General features: G+C 74.0%; 13 protein-coding genes. 3 read left to right on the forward strand and 10 right to left on the reverse strand.

Annotated elements, in window-relative coordinates:
• From serS to ACIBIW_RS05260, 8 genes are all read right to left on the reverse strand, one after another.
• The gene (gene serS, locus ACIBIW_RS05225) at nucleotides 1-1,272 is read right to left on the reverse strand and encodes a serine--tRNA ligase (RefSeq protein ID WP_399332146.1); all 1,272 of its coding nucleotides are present in this window, start codon (nucleotides 1,270-1,272) and stop codon (nucleotides 1-3) included.
• A gap of 759 nt (nucleotides 1,273-2,031) precedes the next feature.
• Entirely contained in the window at nucleotides 2,032-2,970 is a 939-nt protein-coding gene (pheA, locus tag ACIBIW_RS05230; protein WP_399332148.1) for a prephenate dehydratase, read from the reverse strand.
• A 198-nt stretch (nucleotides 2,971-3,168) separates the two neighbouring features.
• Nucleotides 3,169-4,509 carry an iron uptake transporter deferrochelatase/peroxidase subunit gene (efeB, locus tag ACIBIW_RS05235; protein ID WP_399332150.1) on the reverse strand — a complete coding sequence of 447 codons (1,341 nt, stop codon included), beginning with the start codon at nucleotides 4,507-4,509 and terminating at the stop codon, nucleotides 3,169-3,171.
• 6 nt (nucleotides 4,510-4,515) lie between these two features.
• Nucleotides 4,516-6,693: a copper resistance CopC/CopD family protein gene (locus ACIBIW_RS05240; RefSeq protein ID WP_399332915.1), complete on the reverse strand. Its 2,178-nt coding sequence runs from the start codon at nucleotides 6,691-6,693 to the stop codon at nucleotides 4,516-4,518.
• Between the two features lie 20 nt (nucleotides 6,694-6,713).
• Nucleotides 6,714-7,196, reverse strand: a complete 483-nt coding sequence (locus tag ACIBIW_RS05245) for a copper chaperone PCu(A)C (protein ID WP_399332152.1) — start codon at nucleotides 7,194-7,196, stop codon at nucleotides 6,714-6,716.
• The gene (locus ACIBIW_RS05250) at nucleotides 7,193-7,849 is read right to left on the reverse strand and encodes an SCO family protein (RefSeq protein WP_399332154.1); all 657 of its coding nucleotides are present in this window, start codon (nucleotides 7,847-7,849) and stop codon (nucleotides 7,193-7,195) included. Before ACIBIW_RS05250 ends, ACIBIW_RS05245 begins: the two co-directional genes overlap by 4 nt.
• A gap of 136 nt (nucleotides 7,850-7,985) precedes the next feature.
• Nucleotides 7,986-8,726, reverse strand: coding sequence for a YcnI family protein (locus ACIBIW_RS05255; RefSeq protein ID WP_399332156.1), 741 nt, complete (start codon nucleotides 8,724-8,726; stop codon nucleotides 7,986-7,988).
• A gap of 345 nt (nucleotides 8,727-9,071) precedes the next feature.
• Nucleotides 9,072-9,905, reverse strand: coding sequence for a hypothetical protein (locus ACIBIW_RS05260; RefSeq protein ID WP_399332158.1), 834 nt, complete (start codon nucleotides 9,903-9,905; stop codon nucleotides 9,072-9,074).
• Between the two features lie 528 nt (nucleotides 9,906-10,433).
• Here ACIBIW_RS05260 and ACIBIW_RS05265 point away from each other — a divergent pair.
• On the forward strand, nucleotides 10,434-10,889 hold the full coding sequence (locus tag ACIBIW_RS05265) for an ATP-binding protein (protein ID WP_399332160.1): 456 nt from the start codon (nucleotides 10,434-10,436) through the stop codon (nucleotides 10,887-10,889).
• Here ACIBIW_RS05265 and ACIBIW_RS05270 read toward each other — a convergent pair.
• Nucleotides 10,843-11,778, reverse strand: a complete 936-nt coding sequence (locus ACIBIW_RS05270) for a LysR family transcriptional regulator (protein WP_399332162.1) — start codon at nucleotides 11,776-11,778, stop codon at nucleotides 10,843-10,845. The two genes, ACIBIW_RS05265 and ACIBIW_RS05270, sit on opposite strands and share 47 nt — an antisense overlap.
• 80 nt (nucleotides 11,779-11,858) lie before the next feature.
• Between ACIBIW_RS05270 and ACIBIW_RS05275 the strand changes: the two genes are divergently transcribed.
• Together ACIBIW_RS05275 and ACIBIW_RS05280 are read left to right on the forward strand one after the other, a co-directional pair.
• The gene (locus ACIBIW_RS05275) at nucleotides 11,859-13,175 is read left to right on the forward strand and encodes an MFS transporter (protein ID WP_399332164.1); all 1,317 of its coding nucleotides are present in this window, start codon (nucleotides 11,859-11,861) and stop codon (nucleotides 13,173-13,175) included.
• Between the two features lie 100 nt (nucleotides 13,176-13,275).
• Nucleotides 13,276-13,911: an NAD(P)-dependent oxidoreductase gene (locus ACIBIW_RS05280; protein ID WP_399332166.1), complete on the forward strand. Its 636-nt coding sequence runs from the start codon at nucleotides 13,276-13,278 to the stop codon at nucleotides 13,909-13,911.
• An 82-nt stretch (nucleotides 13,912-13,993) separates the two neighbouring features.
• Here the strand turns inward: ACIBIW_RS05280 and ACIBIW_RS05285 are convergent, their stop codons facing one another.
• The gene (locus ACIBIW_RS05285) at nucleotides 13,994-15,499 is read right to left on the reverse strand and encodes an aminopeptidase P family protein (RefSeq protein WP_399332168.1); all 1,506 of its coding nucleotides are present in this window, start codon (nucleotides 15,497-15,499) and stop codon (nucleotides 13,994-13,996) included.
• Nucleotides 15,500-15,786: the final 287 nt, after the last annotated feature.

The following is a 15,786-nucleotide window of genomic DNA, read 5'->3' on the forward strand; positions in this document are numbered from 1 at the left end:
CTACTTCGGTTCCAGTACGGTCCTGCCGCCCAGGTAGGGCCGGAGGACCTCGGGGACCAGCACGCTGCCGTCCGCCTGCTGGTGGTTTTCGAGCAGCGCGACGATGGTGCGGGTGACGGCGCACAGGGTGCCGTTGAGCGTGGCGAGCGGGCGCACCTGCCTGCCCTCGCGCATCCGCACGGACAGCCTGCGGGCCTGGAACTCGGTGCAGTTGGACGCGGAGGTCAGCTCGCGGAACCTGCCCTGGGTGGGAATCCACGCCTCGCAGTCGTACTTCCTGGAGGCGGAGGCGCCCAGGTCGCCGGTGGCGACGTCGATGACCTGGAACGGCAGCCCCAGCGCGGACAGCCACTGCTTCTCCCAGGCGAGCAGCCGCTCGTGCTCGGCCTCCGCGTCCTCCGGGGCCACGTAGGAGAACATCTCCACCTTGTCGAACTGGTGGACGCGGAAGATGCCCCTGGTGTCCTTGCCGTAGGTGCCGGCCTCGCGGCGGAAGCAGGGGGAGAACCCGGCGTAGCGCAGCGGGAGCCGGTCGGCGTCGAGGATCTCGTCCATGTGGTACGCGGCGAGCGGGACCTCCGAGGTGCCGACCAGGTAGTAGTCGTCCTTCTCCAGGTGGTACACGTTCTCCGCGGCCTGGCCGAGGAAGCCGGTGCCCTCCATGGCGGGTGGCCGCACGAGCGCTGGGGTCATCATGGGGATGAAGCCGCCCTCGGTGGCCTGGGCGATGGCGGCGTTGACGAGGGCCAGCTCAAGCAGCGCGCCGACGCCGGTCAGGTAGTAGAAGCGGGAGCCCGAGACCTTGGCGCCGCGCTCCATGTCGATGGCGCCCAGCGCCTCGCCGAGTTCCACATGGTCCCTGGGCTCGAAGCCCTCGGCGGCGAAGTCGCGGGGGGTGCCGTGGGTCTCCAGGACGACGAAGTCCTCCTCGCCGCCGACGGGCACGTCGGTGTGGACCACGTTGCCGAGGGAGCGCAGCAGCCGCCTGGTCTCCTCGTCGGCCTCGTCACGCTCCGCGTCCGCCGCCTTGACCTGCGCGGACAGCTCTCCGGCGCGGCGCAGCAGCTCCTGCTTCTCGTCGCCCGCCGCCTTCGGGATGAGCTTGCCGAGCGACTTCTGCTCGGAGCGCAGCTCGTCGAAGCGCAGCCCTGACGACCTGCGCCGCTCGTCGGCGGACAGCAGGGAGTCGACGAGGGCGACATCCTCACCACGGGCGCGCTGGGAGGCGCGGACTCGGTCGGGGTCCTCACGGAGCAGGCGAAGGTCAATCACGGCTCAAGGCTACCGGTGCCCGCCGAGGCGTCACGAGCCGATATTCCCCTGAGCGAATTTCGCCCCTTTTGTTTCGTCGTGCTCCGTTTGCCGGAGCGCGGAATTGGCGGGGCGGCGCCGGTGTCCGTGGGTGGGTGCGGGTGCTTTTGAGGGCTCCGGGCGGTGAGTCGGCGGGGCGGTCGCGGGGGTCGCGCACCGCCCGGCGCCCGGCGTCAATGCGGGCGGCGGTATTCCCTGGTTCGGGGCACGGCGGGGCGGGTGCTTGACCCTACTGCGGTGCGGCAGTGGGGATTTGACGGGCCGTGCGGCCCCGGTTGTCCACAGCTTTCCACGGGTTCCGGGGAGTTATCCACAGGCTGTGTGGAAGAACTGTGGATCACGGAAGTGATCATTCCGCGTGGAATCCGCGGCCCGGATGCTTCCCCGTTCAAACCTCTTTCACGCCCGCTTTCGAGTGGAAATGGTTCACTCCAAAGAGTCATCTAGGGAAAGAGCGTGGACTGCGGATGATGCACACATGGCCGACAGGTGATGTGGGCCACTGTGGAGGGAGATGGCGTCGCAGGGCCGATTTGTCGACTGTGCCCCTCTCGGATGTCGACTTGTCCCCAGGGTCGCGAGGGTGCCTGTGGATAACTCTGTGGACAACTAAAATCCGCAGGTAGGATCGGATCGGGGGTGGCCCTCTCCTCTCGGGGGATGGCCCTCTCCTCGCGGGGTGGCCCTCCCTCCGCTCTCCGGCTAAGCCCGCCCGTCCCGCTAAGCCCGCCCGTCCTGGCAGCGGGCCAGCCATTCGGCCGCCGCGACGAACTCCTCGTCCGAGGTGCCGTGGCGCGGCGGCGTGGTGTCCTTCGCCGCGGCCCCGGCGCGCGGGTACGAGCCGAGGAACCGCACCCGGGGCGAGACCCGCTTGAGCCCCATCAGCGCCTCCGCCACCCTGCGGTCGTTGATGTGGCCCTCGGCGTCCATCGAGAAGCAGTAGTTGCCGATGCCCTCGCCGGTGGGGCGGGACTCGATGCGTACGAGGTTCACCCCGCGCACCGCGAACTCCTGGAGCAGTTCGAGCAGCGCGCCCGGATGGTCGACCCGCCCCTGCCAGACGACGACCGACGTCTTGTCGGCCCCCGTGGGCGCCGCGGGCCGCGCCGGGCGGCCGACAAGGACGAAGCGGGTGGCGGCGTTGGCCACGTCGTGGATGTCCTTGACCAGCGGTTCGAGGCCGTACGTGGGCGCCGCGAACTCCCCGGCGAAGGCGCCGTCGTAGCGGCCCTCCTGCACCAGACGCGCCCCGTCGGCGTTCGACGCCGCCGGCTCCCACAGCGCCTCGGGCAGATGCGCGGCAAGCCAGTTGCGCACCTGCGGCTGGGCCACGGGGTGCCCGGTCACGGTCTTCACGTCGGCCAGCGCGGTGCCCGGCCTGACGAGCAGCGCGAACGCGATCGGGAGCACGACCTCCCGGTAGATCATGAGGGGTTCGCCGGTGGCCAACTGGTCCATGGTGGCGGTCACCGCGCCCTCCACCGAGTTCTCGATCGGTACGAGGGCGGCCTCCGCCTCCCCGGCCCGTACCGCGTCGAGCGCCGCGGGGACCGAGAGCATGGGCACGAGTTGCCTGGTCGCCGCCTCGGGAAGCTGGCGCAGGGCGGCCTCGGTGAAGGTCCCCTCGGGGCCGAGATAGGTGTAGCGCGTCGCCGACATACCCGTCACCCTAATGCGGATGGCGCCATGGCTTCAGAGCCCTCCCGCCGCTCGCACGAAAGTACGGAATCGAGCCGCCCCGGGGCCGCTCCCGACCGGTGACCGCCCGCGACCCGGCCACCCCGGGAAACCCCTTCGAGCCCCCGCAGGGCCCGTAAGCCCTGCCGGCCCCACAAGCGCGGAAGGCCGCCGCCCCGCCTACCCCTCCAGCAACTCCTGCCCCACGTATCCCCCCTTCTCCGCCCCGCCCGGCACCGCGAACAGTCCGCTCGCCTCGTGGCGGATGTAGCGCGAGAGGGCGTCGCCGCGGTCGAGCTTGCGCTGGACAGGGACGAAGCCGCGCAGCGGATCGGCCTGCCAGCAGATGAAGAGGAGCCCCGCGTCCGGCGTCCCGTCGTCCCTGAAGCCGTCGTGGTACGAGTACGGGCGGCGCAGCATGGCGGCCCCGCCGTTCTGGTCGGGGCGGGTGATCCGGGCGTGGGCGTTCTCGGGGACGACGAGGTCGCCCCCGGCGTCGGTCTTCTCCAGCCGCATCTCGCTGTGCTCGCCGCCACCGGTCAGCGGGGCGCCGTCGGACTTGCGGCGCCCGATGACGGCCTCCTGGTCGCTGAGCGCCAGCTTCTCCCAACTGTCGAGCAGCATCCTGATGCGCCGTACGACCACATAGGAGCCGCCCGCCATCCAGCCGGGGTCGCCGCCCTCGGGCACGAAGATCCGCCGCTCGAAGTCGGACTCGGAGGGCTTGGGATTGTCGGTGCCGTCGATCTGGCCCATCAGATTGCGGGTGGTCATGGGGTGGACGGTGGCGCCTGGCGAGCGGTTGAAACCGTTCATCTGCCAGCGCAGCCTCGCCACGGAAGCGGCGTCCTTCTGGAGGGCGCGCAGCGCGTGGAAGGCGACCAGGGCGTCGTTGGCGCCGATCTGTATCCACAGGTCGCCCTCGCTGCGGGCCTTGTCGAGGTGGTCGGAGGAGAACTCCGGCAGCGGGGCGAGCTGCGCGGGCCGCCGCTCCTCAAGCCCCGTACGGGTGAAGAAGCCGCGGCCGAAGCCGAAGGTGACGGTGAGCGAGGAGGGGCCCGCGTCCAGCGCGACCCCGGTGTCATGACCGCCCGCCGCCGCCGTGTCCCCCGCCATCAGCCGCTCCGCGGTCGCCGACCAGCGCCGCAGCAGCCCCGCCGCCTCCTTGCGGCCGAGGCCGCCGCGCAGGTCGAAGGCGGCGAGATGGCCCCGGGCCTGCATGGGCGAGGTGATGCCCGGCTGATGTTTCCCGTGAAACATCGCCGCGTCCGCCCCGACCGAGGCCAGCGCCCCCTGCCCGCCCACGGCCCCCGACCCGGACCCCCCTGAACCGCCGGAGTCCGCGGCGGCATAGCCCCCGGCGCCCGCGGCGGCGCCCACCAGCAGGCCCGTGGCGCCCGCGGTGCCGAGCAGCCGCCGCCGGGAGACGCCGGTGGCCGCCTGGGCGGACGCGGCCGACCCGGTGGCGGGCCCGTCGGCGGGGTCGGCCGGGGGTGTGGAAGGTTCGGTCGGGTCGTGCATGCTCTCTCAGCCGATCTGCGCGTTCTTGCGGATGGTCACTTCGTCGATGTCGGAGGTGCGCACGGTCACCGCGATCTCCCACTGGCCCGCCATCGGGATCTGGGTGCCCTTCGCGGCCCACTTTCCGGTGGACAGGTGCTTGGGCGTGATCCGCAGCGGTCCGATGTGCTGCGCCTTGAGGGTCAGGGCGACCGTCACCTCGGGGATGTCGATGGGCTTGCCGTGCAGGTCCATCACCGTGATGTCGACATCGTTGCGGCCGGGGCGGCTGGGGTCGAGGCCGAGCATCACCATGCCCTGGCCGTTCTTGCCGCCGGTGTCGTAGGGCTCGTGGAGCGCGACGGGCGCCGCGGGCTGCTGCCCGCCGCCCGCCCCCTGGGTGCCGCCGTCGCCCGCGGTCGAGTGGGCGACCTCCTCCACGGTGCGGCCCGGCTCCGTGGTGGTCAGTACGGTGGTGACGCCGAGCAGGGCCAGCGCGACCACCGCCTCGGCCAGCACCGAGCGGCGCAGCCGCGCCCGCGCCGGGTCGGCGTCGCGCTCCCGCTTCCTGGCGGCGGCGTCCTCGGCGGCACGCTGCCTGGCGAGCTGCGCGGCCCGCACGTCCCCACCGGCCCCGTCCCCCGAAGCACCGTCCTTCGAAGCGCTGTTCTTCGCAGCCCCGCCCTTCCCCGAGCCCCCGCCCCCGGAAGCCCCGCCCTTCGAACCCCCGCCCGTCGCGCCGCCGGCCGCCGTACCGCCGCCGCCTCCCGTCGCCTTGCGGCCGCTGCTGCCGCTGCCCGCGGCCGCACCGGCTTTCGCCTTCTGCCCCGGCACCTTCGCCGCGGCCTTCCCCGCGCGCTTGCCCCCGGCCTTCGCCGCGCCGCCGCGCGCGCCGCCCTTGCGGGCCGCGGCGCGCGCCGGGGCCTCGGCGAGCCGCCCCGTCCAGCGCCGCGACCCGGCAGCGACGGCGACGATGACGACCACGAGGCCGACCTTCGCCAGCAGCAGTTGCCCGAAGGACGTGCCGGTCAGCGCCGACCAGGAGCCGACCTGCCGCCACGTCTGGTAGAGCCCGCTCGCCACCAGCGTCACGACGCTGCCGAACGCCAGCGCCGAGAACCGCCGTACCGCCGCGCTCTCCAGCGACGGCAGCCGGTAGAGCGCGGTGAGCAGGGCCGAAAGCCCGCCCAGCCACACCGCCACGGCCAGCAGGTGCACGATGTCCACGGGCATGGCGAGCAGCGTCTGCATGCCCACGGAGGCGTGCTCGGACAGCGCCCACGTCGCCGCGACACCCACGGCGATCACCGCGCCGCCGACCGCGAGCCCGAAGCGCAGGTCCCGGCTCCCGTCCGCCGCGTCCCCCGCGTCACCGCCGCCCCCGGCCTCCTCCGCCTCGACGCGTCTCGCGTACGTGCCGAAGAGCACCGCGATGAACAGCGCGGCCACCGCGAGCAGCAGCAGCCGGGAGACCAGCGCGGCCCCCGGCTTGGTCTCCAGCACGTCCCCGAGCAGTCCGAGATCGAAGATGTCCGCAACCTTCCCCGACTTCGTGTACGAGCCGCGCATCAGCAGCAGCGCCAGGGTGGCCGCCGTGATGACCACCCAGCCCGACACCACGAGGCGCTGGAGCGGCCGCGCCCCCGCGCCCCGCCGCCAGCACGCGAGCACGAACGTGCCCCCGCCGACCAGCAGCACGAAGCCCGCGTACGAGAAGTAGCGCGCGGTGTTGTAGAGGAAGCCGACGACCCCGCCGCCGGTGTCCTGGTCGGGCACGGCCGCCGCGGTGGCGGAGGGCGCGCCGACGGAGAACGTGAAGGCGCCGGAGACGGGATGGCTGTCGGCCGACACCACCTGGTAGGCGACGGTGTACGTGCCGCGGCCGAGGCCCGGCCTGAGCCTGACCCGGTAGGTGTCGTGCCCGGCGCCCGTCGCCCTGCCGTCCTCGACGCGCGTGCCCCGCGGGTCGAGCACCCGTACCGAGTCGTCGGCCATCGTGACCTCCTCGGAGAAGGTCAGCGACACCTGGGCGGGGGCGGTCTCGACCACCGCCCCCTGCTTCGGGTCCGTCCCCAGCAGCGCGGCGTGCGCCGAGGCCGGGGCGGCACCGGAGAGCAGGATGCCGAATACGCCGAGGGCGACGGCGGCGAGGGCGTGCGCCCACCGGGGCACGGAACGGGGTCTGACGGCCAGCGCGGCCAGCACGGTCTGCACGGTTCAGCTCCTCACGAGGATTTGCCGGGGTCGTACGTGGGCGGCTTCACCGGCGCCTCGACGGTGATCGCGCCCGACTTCCTGAAGTGCAGTTGCAGGGAGACGTGCTGGCCCGTCCTGAGGGTGCGGTCCAGCTTTTCGAGCATCACGTGGTTGCCGCCGCGGGCGAAGTCCAGGGTGCCCCCGGCGGGCACGGGGAAGGAGGAGCGTTCCTCCATCGTGCCGTCCGTGGTCGTGTGCAGGGAGACGTCGTCGGTGACGTCGGTGCCGACCGAGGTCAGGGTGTCCTCGCTGCCGGAGTTGGTGACGGTGAAGAACGCCGACGCCAGCTCCCTGGTCACCGGCTGCGGCACGAACGCGCCGGTTATCTTCAGGTGCGGCGGCCCCGACGCGGGGTCGGCGGCCTCGGAGTCGCCGCCGCAGCCCGCGAGGACGAGCGCGGCGGTGAGCGCGAGCGCGGCGGGCGCCGCGGCGCGTGCGGTCCGCCCGGTCACGGCTTCTCCCCCTTGACGATCTTGGGGAGGTCCTTGGTGTAGTCGTCGGCGGTGGCGTCCTCGTCGTACAGCAGATAGCCCGTGTTCGACTTCGGTGAGAAGGCGATCACCTGCGTTCCGTGGGTGGAGACGAGCTTTCCGTTCTTGTCCTTCTTCGTGGGCTCGACGCTGATGGCGAGGCTCCTGGCGGCGGCCTGGATGGTGGAGAAGTCGCCGGTGAGCCCGATGAAGCCGGCGTCCTGGGCCTTGAGCCAGGCGCCCATCTCCTTGGGGGTGTCACGGGCCGGGTCGGTGGTCACGAAGACCACCCGCAGCTCGTCCTGCTCGGCCTTCGGCAGCGCCTGCTTGGCGACGGCGATGTTGCTCATCGTCAGCGGGCACACGTCGGGGCAGTGGGTGTAGCCGAAGTAGATGAGGGTGGGGTGGCCCGCGGTCTCCTTCCGCAGGTCGTACTTCCGGCCGTGGGTGTCGGTCAGGACGAGGTCGGGCTTGGTGTACGGCTGGTCGAGCACGGTCACGGGGCGCTGCCGCGTGGTGGTCTCGACCTTCGCGGGCGCCGAGCCGTCGTCGTCGCCGTTGCCGCCGCCGCAGGCGGTCAGGGTCAGGGCGGCGGCGGCCAGCAGGAGGCCCGCGGTCAGGGTTTTCTTGCGCATGACTGAATGTCCCAGATGTCGTGGCCCAGGAATGTCCCGGGGTCCGCTGGGGACCCCGCGGGGGCGCTGTCGCGATCCCGGGCGCGCCGGGCCGCGCCGCCCCGAGGCGGCTGCGGCCCGGCGCCTCCGGCCGTACTCAGCGGGCGTTGCCGCGGCGGCGCGCGCGGACGCCGAAGGCGAGGCCCGCGGCGCCGACCGCGATGCCGGCGATGGCGAGTGCGCGCGCGGTGCTGTCGCTGGCGTCGGAGTCGTCGGACGCGGCGCTGGTGCTCCCCGAGCCGTCGGACCCCTTGTCCTTGTCGGCCGCGGGGGCGCCCTTGCTGCCGGAGTCGGCGGCGGTGAGCTTCAGGACGGGGGCCGGGTTGTCCGGCTCCTCCTGGCCCTCCTGCGCGGGCTCGATCCAGCGGACGACCTCCTTGTTGGAGTATGTCTGGAGCGCCTTGAAGACGAGCTGGTCGGTGTCCTCGGGCAGGCTGCCGACGGAGACCGGGAACTCCTGGAAGAAGCCCGGTGCGACGCCCTTGCCGTCCGCGGTCCAGGTCACCTTGGAGACGGCCTCGTCGATGGTGCCGCCCTCGCCCTTGAGCGGCTTGCTCAGCTTGCTCTTGGTGATCTTCACGGTCCAGCCGGGGACCGGCTGCGGTGACACCGAGGCGAGCGGGTGCTCGTCGTAGGGGAAGGTGACCTCCAGTTTCGTGGTCGAGGCGTTGTCCCGTTCGTTCGGCACCTTGAAGTCGATGACGGCGTAACCGCCCTGGGCCGCCTCGCCCTCGGGGGCGACGGTGACATGGGCGAAGGCGGGCGCGGTCGAGCCGACGACGGCCACCGCTGCGACGAGGGCGACGGCGCCCGCGGCGCGGACACGGGAAAGCTTCATTCGGGAACACTCCACAGTCAGAGGAATCGGCGGGGGACCGGCTTGCGCTGGCACCCGGAACCCGGCCCGCGACGCCGCTCCCTGCCGCCGCTCGCCGCGGCGGGGACACAGGGTCCGTACCGCGGGAGGGCCGCTCCCTCACGTGCCACCGGTCCAAAGCGGTGACGCGGGGGCGCTCACCCCGGCAACGCGGCGTGCCGCAGGGGCGCCGGACACGGCGCGGCGGCCGAGCGCGCGCCGCCGGGGCACCGGTGCTCCCGGGGCGGTCGTGGGCCGCGGGGTGCCGGCACGGGCGGGTGCGCGTCGTGCGATGCGGGGTGGGGCAGGGGGAGGGGGGCCGCGGGGTCAGGCCCCGGGCGCGGCGGCGAGCGGCGGCCCGCGCCGTACGACCGTGTGGTGGAGTGTGAGCGCGCCCGGCAGCCGGTGCTGGGGGCTGGGGGAGCGGCGGACGCGCGCGCCCGCGCAGGGCGTGGACAGGGGCCCCGCGTGCAGGGCGCGTACCAGGGCGAGCGCGGCACGCAGCGCGCGCCCCGGCGCGCCCCGGGCGCCCTCCTCCGCGGCGAGCGCCACCAGGCGCAGCAGCGCCAGATCGCCGCGGCGCAGCAGCCAGCCGGCCCCGGCGGCGGCCAGCACATGGCCGAGCAGCATCGGCAGCGACGGCAGCATCACCGAGGCGCCGTGCGCGAACGGCACCGGCACCCCGTCCGCGCCCCACAGGAACGCGTGACCCGCGCCCGGGGCGTGGGCGGCGTGCGGGACGGGGGCGGCGTGCGGGACGGGGGCGGGCGCCGGGGCGCCGCCGAGCAGCCGGGCCGCGTCCGCCACGAGCGAGGAGGTGTCGCCGCCGCTCATCGGCATCGCCATGCCGTCCATCCGCATGGCGGGGTCCATGGCCATGCCGCCGCACTGGCCGAGGCCGAACACGGTGTGCAGCGCGACCTGCCCCGCGGCGAGCACCGCCGCGATCCCCGGAAGCGACCTGGCGCGCCCGGCGAGCGGCACCGCGAGCGCGAACACCGCGGCGAACCCGACGAGCAGCGCCCGCGCCGGTATGGCGGCGCCCGAGGCGAGCGCGTGCCCCGCGGCGGACAACGCGACACAGGCCGCGGCGAACACCGCGGCCCTGAGCAGCCGGAGATCGACCCCGGCCCGCGTCTCACGCCTCTGGGGGGCACTCATGGCGCAGCCATCATCCCACCGGGGCCCCCGGCCGTGGGGGGCAGGTCCACAAGGTCACCCATGTCCGCCTCGTCAAGCCGAATCCACAAGATCACACAGAATCCCCATGACCCGCCAGAAGTCGGCCGATGCCCCACGCGGCCCCGTCCCCACCCGTTCGTCCCGGGCCCCGCGCACCCCGGCCGCCCCGCACCGTACGCCCGCCCCGCCCCGGCCGGGCGCACGACGCGCGCGCCGACGCCGTCCCCCACCTCCCTTCGTATACGGCCGCTGCGCGGCGCCCCCACGCCCCCACCCGCCGCGCCCGAACGGCACGCCATCCCCACAGGCCCCGGAAACCCCAGGTCGGCGCCGTCTCCCCGGCCGCCGCACCGGCCGTCGGCGGCTGCCGGTACGGCGCGTCACTACCGTGCCTTCCGCCACTCGCGCATCTGCCGTACGGGTGGCTTCCCGGCGACACCCGGCTTACGACCGCCGATGGGCGGCAATACGTACTTCTACGTCGATGCCGCAGCCAGGAGGCTGATCATGAGCATCTGGTGGTCGCTCCACTTGCCGCGGGAGGCCGCGAGCGTTCCGCTCGCCCGCCGCCTGCTCCTCGGGGCGATGGAACTCGCCGGGGTCGATCCCGACGTCTCCTTCGACCTCGCCGTCGCGCTGACCGAAGCGTGCGCCAACGCCGTCGAACACGGCGGCGGCGGGCGCGACACGCCCGGATACCGCGTCACCGCCTACCTCGACGGCGAGACCTGCCGTATCGAGGTCGCCGACTCGGGCCCCGGCTTCCCCTCGGGATGGCGCCGCAGAGTGCTCCGTCCGGCCCCGGACGGCGCCGAGCACGGCCGCGGCCTCGGCCTGATCCGGGAGCTGGCCGACCATGTGGAGTTCACCAACAGGCCCGCGTCCGGCGGCGCCGTGGTGAGCTTCGACAAGGTGCTCAAGTGGCAGCGGGACCCGGCTCCGGCGCCGCTGGCGGGGGTGTGACCCGCGCGGCACGCGCGGCTGTGAGGAAGGCGCCCGCCGCGGGGGAGAGCCGGTCGGGGTGCCAGACCAGGCGCTCCTCGCGCGCAGGACCGTCACGCACCGGAAGCACCCGCAGCCCGTCGAGGCGCGGCACGAGTCCCGAGGGCAGCAGCGCGACCGCGAGGCCGTGCCGCACCAGGCCCGCGATGTAGTCCATCGAGCTGACCTCGAACGCCACCGCCCGCCGCAGCCCGGCCGCCGCGAACGCCTCCTCCGTCTGGGCCCTGGCCACCGTCCCCGCCACCCAGTCGACGAAGACCTCGCGCGCCAGCCGCGCCAGCGTGACACCGCGCGGGTCTGCCGCCTCCGGGTCTGCCGCCAGCGGGTGCCCGGGCGCCACCACCGCGACATGCCGGTCCACGACGAGCGTGGCACTGCGCAGCCCCGGCGTCTCGAACCCCGGCTGCACCCCGAGGAACGCGAGATCGACCGTGGCGGTCCTGACGTCGTCCGCGAGACCCTCGCTGCGGCCCGTCCACAGGTTCACCCCGACCTGCGGGTGACGCGCCCGGTACGCGCCGAGCAGCGCCGGGATGTCGACGGCCGTGATGGTGCCGATCGCGCCGACCGTAAGACGCCCCCTGATCTCCCCGGTCGCCGCCGCCACCTCGGCCCTGGCCCGCTCGGCCGCCTTCAGTGACTGCCGCGCCGCCGGAAGGAACGCCTCGCCCGCCGCGGTCAGCCGCACCCTTCTGCTGGTCCGCTCGAAGAGCCGCGCGCCGAGTTCACGCTCCAGCTTCGCGATCTGGTGGCTGAGCGCCGACTGCACCACGAGACAGCGCTCGGCGGCGCGGGTGAACCCGCCGGTCTCGGCCACCGCCACCACGTAGCGCAACTGCTGAAGCTCCATGGCATCCATCGTGATCCGCGATCGATGGCATGACAAGGATGTGTTGGACTCATCGTTGCGGCCGGTCGCAGTCTGAGGCCATGACACCGCGCATCCCAGGAACCCGCCCCCGCCCCCGGCCCCGTACCGCCTCGTCGGCCCCCGCCGGGCACCGCGGGCCCGCCGCCCTCCCGGCGGAACCCGTCCTCACCCGTGGGCTGCTGCTGCTGCTGGCGACCGCCACCGGCCTCTCCTGCGCGGGCAACTACTTCGCCCAGCCGCTGCTCGACCTCATCACCCGCGACCTCGGCGTCAGCGCCACCCTCGCCGGGCTCGTCGTCACCGCCTCCCAAGCCGGCTACGCGCTCGGCCTGATGCTGCTGCTGCCGCTCGGCGACGTGCGCGACCGGCGGCGGCTCGCCGTCGGCCTCTTCCTCGCCACCGCCGCGTTCCTCGCCCTCACCGCAGCCTCCTGGTCGGGCCCGCTGCTGCTGGCGGGCACCCTGCTGACCGCCGTCACCTCGGTCGGCGCCCAGGTGCTCGTCGCCCACGCGACCTCGCTCAGCGCGCCCGCCGACCGCGGCAGGACCGTGGGCACCGTGATGGCGGGCATCATCCTCGGCGGCCTCCTCGCCCGCGCCTTCTCCGGCACCCTCTCCGAACTGGGCGGCTGGCGCACCGCGTACTGGGTCGACGCCGTCCTCATGGCCACGATGGCCCTCATCCTGTCCCGCCGACTGCCGTCCCCACGTCCCACGCCGTCCCACGGCACCCGGAAAACCGCTCCCACGCACGGCACCGGGACACCGTTGCGCTACGCGCCCCTGCTGCGCTCCACCCTCGCCCTGCTGCGCACCGAGCCCGCGCTGCGGCGGCGCGCCCTCCTCGGGGCGCTCTCCATGGCCTCCTACAGCGCCCAGTTGACCGGTCTGACCTTCCTGCTGACCCGGCCGCCCTTCGGCTGGTCGGAGGCCGAGGTCGGGCTCTTCGGGCTCGTCGGCGCGGTCGGGGTGCTGACCGCGTCGTCCGCGGGGCGGCTCGGCGACCGCGGCCATGTGCGGGGGGTGACGACCGCGGGCGTGGCGCTGTTCGCCGGTGGCTGGCTGCTGATGCTCGTCGACACCGCCTCGCTGGCGTGGCTGGCGGCCGGGGTGGTCACGCTGAACATCGCCCAGCAGTGCGTGCTCGGCAGCAGCCAGTACGTGATCTACGGGCTGCGCCCCGACGCCCGCGGCCGTATCAACTCCGCCTTCATGACGAGCTACTTCACCGGCGGCGCCACCGGCTCCGCGCTCGGCTCGCTGGCCTGGGCGCACGGCGGCTGGGGCGGGGTGTGCCTGCTCGGCCTCGCGCTCTCCGCGGCCACCGCCGTGCCCTGGCTCTTCGAGCGGGCCGCGGCGGCACGCGCCACCGCCTGAACCACCGTCACGACGACCGCACCGTCACGACGCACAGACACCACGACGCACAGACACCACGACACGCAGACACGATCACGACGCACCGAAGGAGACGCACATGCTGAGGATCACGGTGTTCGGGGCCGGGGGCCGGGTCGGCGCCAGGGTCGTCGCCGAGGCGCTGGCCAGGGGCCACCGGGTCACCGCGGTGGTACGGGACGCGGCGCGCCCCGCGGGGCCGCACCCCGGCGCCGTGTCCGCGGTCGGGGACGCGTCGGATCCCGCCGCCGTCGAGGCGCTGAGCGCGGACGCCGACGTGGTGGTGGGCGCCATCAGGCCCGCGCCCGGCAGGGAGCACGAACTGGCGCCGGTCGCCGCGGCGCTGCTGAAGGGCACCGCGGCGGCGGGCAGCAGGCTGCTGCTCGTGGGCGGCGCGGGCAGCCTGCTGCTCCCCGACGGCACCGCCCTCGCCGACTCGCCGGACTTCCCGCCCGACTGGCTGCCGATCGCACGGGCCTGCGACGAACAGCTCGCCGTCTGCCGCGCCGCCCACGAGGGCGACTGGGCCTACCTCTCCCCCGCCGCGCTCCTGGAGCCCGGCGCGCGCACGGGCCGCTTCCGGCTCGGCGGCGACGCGCTGCTGACCGACGCCGCCGGGGTCTCCGCGCTCTCCATGGAGGACCTGGCGGTGGCCCTGCTCGACGAGGCGGAGCACCCGCGGCACCACAACACCCGCTTCACCGCCGCCTACTGACCGCCGCCCCGCACGCGCGGGGGCCCTGCGGCGTACCCGCGCGCGTGCCGCACGGGACGGGCGCGCGGCCCGGGTCCCGGCCTCAGCCGCGCAGCCGCGCCATCCACCGCTCCACGTCCTCGGAGCGGCGCGGCAGCCCGGCCGACAGGTTCTCGTTGCCGTCCTCGGTGACCAGGATGTCGTCCTCGATACGGACGCCGAGGCCGCGGTACTCCTCGGGCACCGTGAGGTCGTCCGCCTGGAAGTAGAGACCCGGCTCCACGGTGAGGACCATGCCGGGCGCCAGGGTGTTGTCGACATAGGTCTCGGTGCGGGCCGCGGCGCAGTCGTGGACGTCCATGCCGAGCATGTGCCCGGTGCCGTGCAGGGTCCAGCGGCGCTGGAGGCCCAGTTCGAGCACACGGTCCACGGGCCCCTCGACGAGGCCCCACTCGACGAGCTTCGTGGCGAGCACGCGCTGCGCCGCGTCGTGGAAGTCGCGGTACTTGGCGCCCGGCCGCACCGCCGCGATGCCCGCCGTCTGCGCCTCGTACACGGCGTCGTAGACGGTGCGCTGGAGATCGGTGAAGCGCCCGTCCACCGGGAGGGTGCGGGTGACGTCGGCCGTGTAGAGGTTGTTGGTCTCGACGCCCGCGTCGAGCAGCAGCAGGTCGCCCGGGCGGACGGGGCCGTCGTTGCGCACCCAGTGCATCGTGCACGCGTGGGGGCCCGCGGCGGCGATGGTGCCGTAGCCGACGTCGTTGCCCTCCAGGCGGGCGCGGAGGAAGAACGTGCCCTCGATATAGCGCTCGCTGGTCGCCTCCGCGCGGTCGAGCACGCGCACGACGTCCTCGAAGCCGCGGACCGTCGAGGCGACCGCCTGACGCAGCTCGCGGATCTCGAAGTCGTCCTTCACCAGCCGCGCCTCGGAGAGGAAGACCCGCAGCTCCTCGTCGCGCTCGGCGGTGACCTTGTCGGTGAGGGCGGCCTCGATCCCGGCGTCATGACCGCGCACGACGCGCACTGGGCCCTTGGCACCTGCCAGGGCCTCGGCGACCTCGCGCACATCGGCCGCCTCGATGCCGTACAACTGCGCGGCCTCGGTGAGCGAGTGCCTGCGGCCGACCCACAGCTCGCCCTGGCCGCCGAGCCAGAACTCGCCGTTCTCGCGGTCGGAGCGGCCCAGGAGGTACAGCGTCGCGGTGTGGCCCTCCGGGGTGGGCTCCATGACCAGCACGCCGTCCTCGGTCTGGTCGCCGGTGAGGTACGCGTACTCGTTGGAGGTGCGGAAGGGGTGGTCGGTGTCGTTGGACCTGACCTTGAGCTTGCCCGACGGGATCACCAGGCGCTCGCCGGGGAAGCGGGCGGAGAGCGCGGCGCGGCGCGCGGCCGTCTCCCGGATCTGGGCGACGGGTTCGAGGCCGTGCAGCTCCGTGTCGGCCCAGCCGGACTTCATGTTCTCCGCCAGCTCGTCGGAGACGCCCGGGTACAGGCCGTTCTTCCGGGGCTTCGGCTCTTCGGCCGCGCCAGGGGCCTCATCGGCCGCCGGGGCGTGCGAGGTCTCCTGGGCCTCCGGGTTCGCCGGAGTCGCCGAGAGCTTTTCAGCCACAGTCTTCTCCTTCTTCGCCTCTCACCGGCTGTATGACCTGACGTGCTCGATCACCCGTTACCGGCGTGCGGTGACGCTTGGGACCCGTCCATCGTAAGTCCCGAGGTGAGGAAGGTGAGGGGGGTGCGGCCGAGGCGCTGGGGCGCGTGGGTGCCAGCGTTACACCGGGGCGTGCGCTCCCGCGGGCGACGGCGCGCGCGACATACGCGCGCGTGGCCGAAGACGGCCGCCCGACGCCGGGCCGCGCTCGGGCCGGGGCCGCGGCACGGCGGACCCCGCCGCGCGCC

The sequence above is a fragment of the Streptomyces sp. NPDC050560 genome (assembly GCF_044457285.1).
In the GTDB taxonomy this organism is placed as follows: Bacteria; Actinomycetota; Actinomycetes; order Streptomycetales; family Streptomycetaceae; genus Streptomyces.

What these genes read in the sequence shown, in the direction of transcription:
- ACIBIW_RS05260 (WP_399332158.1), bottom strand. Translation starts at nt 9,905, where the DNA reads ATGAGTGCCCCCCAGAGGCGTGAGACGCGGGCCGGGGTCGATCTCCGG.
- ACIBIW_RS05270 (WP_399332162.1), bottom strand. Translation starts at nt 11,778, where the DNA reads ATGGAGCTTCAGCAGTTGCGCTACGTGGTGGCGGTGGCCGAGACCGGC.
- ACIBIW_RS05275 (WP_399332164.1), top strand. Translation starts at nt 11,859, where the DNA reads ATGACACCGCGCATCCCAGGAACCCGCCCCCGCCCCCGGCCCCGTACC.
- ACIBIW_RS05255 (WP_399332156.1), bottom strand. Translation starts at nt 8,726, where the DNA reads ATGAAGCTTTCCCGTGTCCGCGCCGCGGGCGCCGTCGCCCTCGTCGCA.
- ACIBIW_RS05250 (WP_399332154.1), bottom strand. Translation starts at nt 7,849, where the DNA reads ATGCGCAAGAAAACCCTGACCGCGGGCCTCCTGCTGGCCGCCGCCGCC.
- efeB (WP_399332150.1), bottom strand. Translation starts at nt 4,509, where the DNA reads ATGCACGACCCGACCGAACCTTCCACACCCCCGGCCGACCCCGCCGAC.
- ACIBIW_RS05280 (WP_399332166.1), top strand. Translation starts at nt 13,276, where the DNA reads ATGCTGAGGATCACGGTGTTCGGGGCCGGGGGCCGGGTCGGCGCCAGG.
- pheA (WP_399332148.1), bottom strand. Translation starts at nt 2,970, where the DNA reads ATGTCGGCGACGCGCTACACCTATCTCGGCCCCGAGGGGACCTTCACC.
- ACIBIW_RS05265 (WP_399332160.1), top strand. Translation starts at nt 10,434, where the DNA reads ATGAGCATCTGGTGGTCGCTCCACTTGCCGCGGGAGGCCGCGAGCGTT.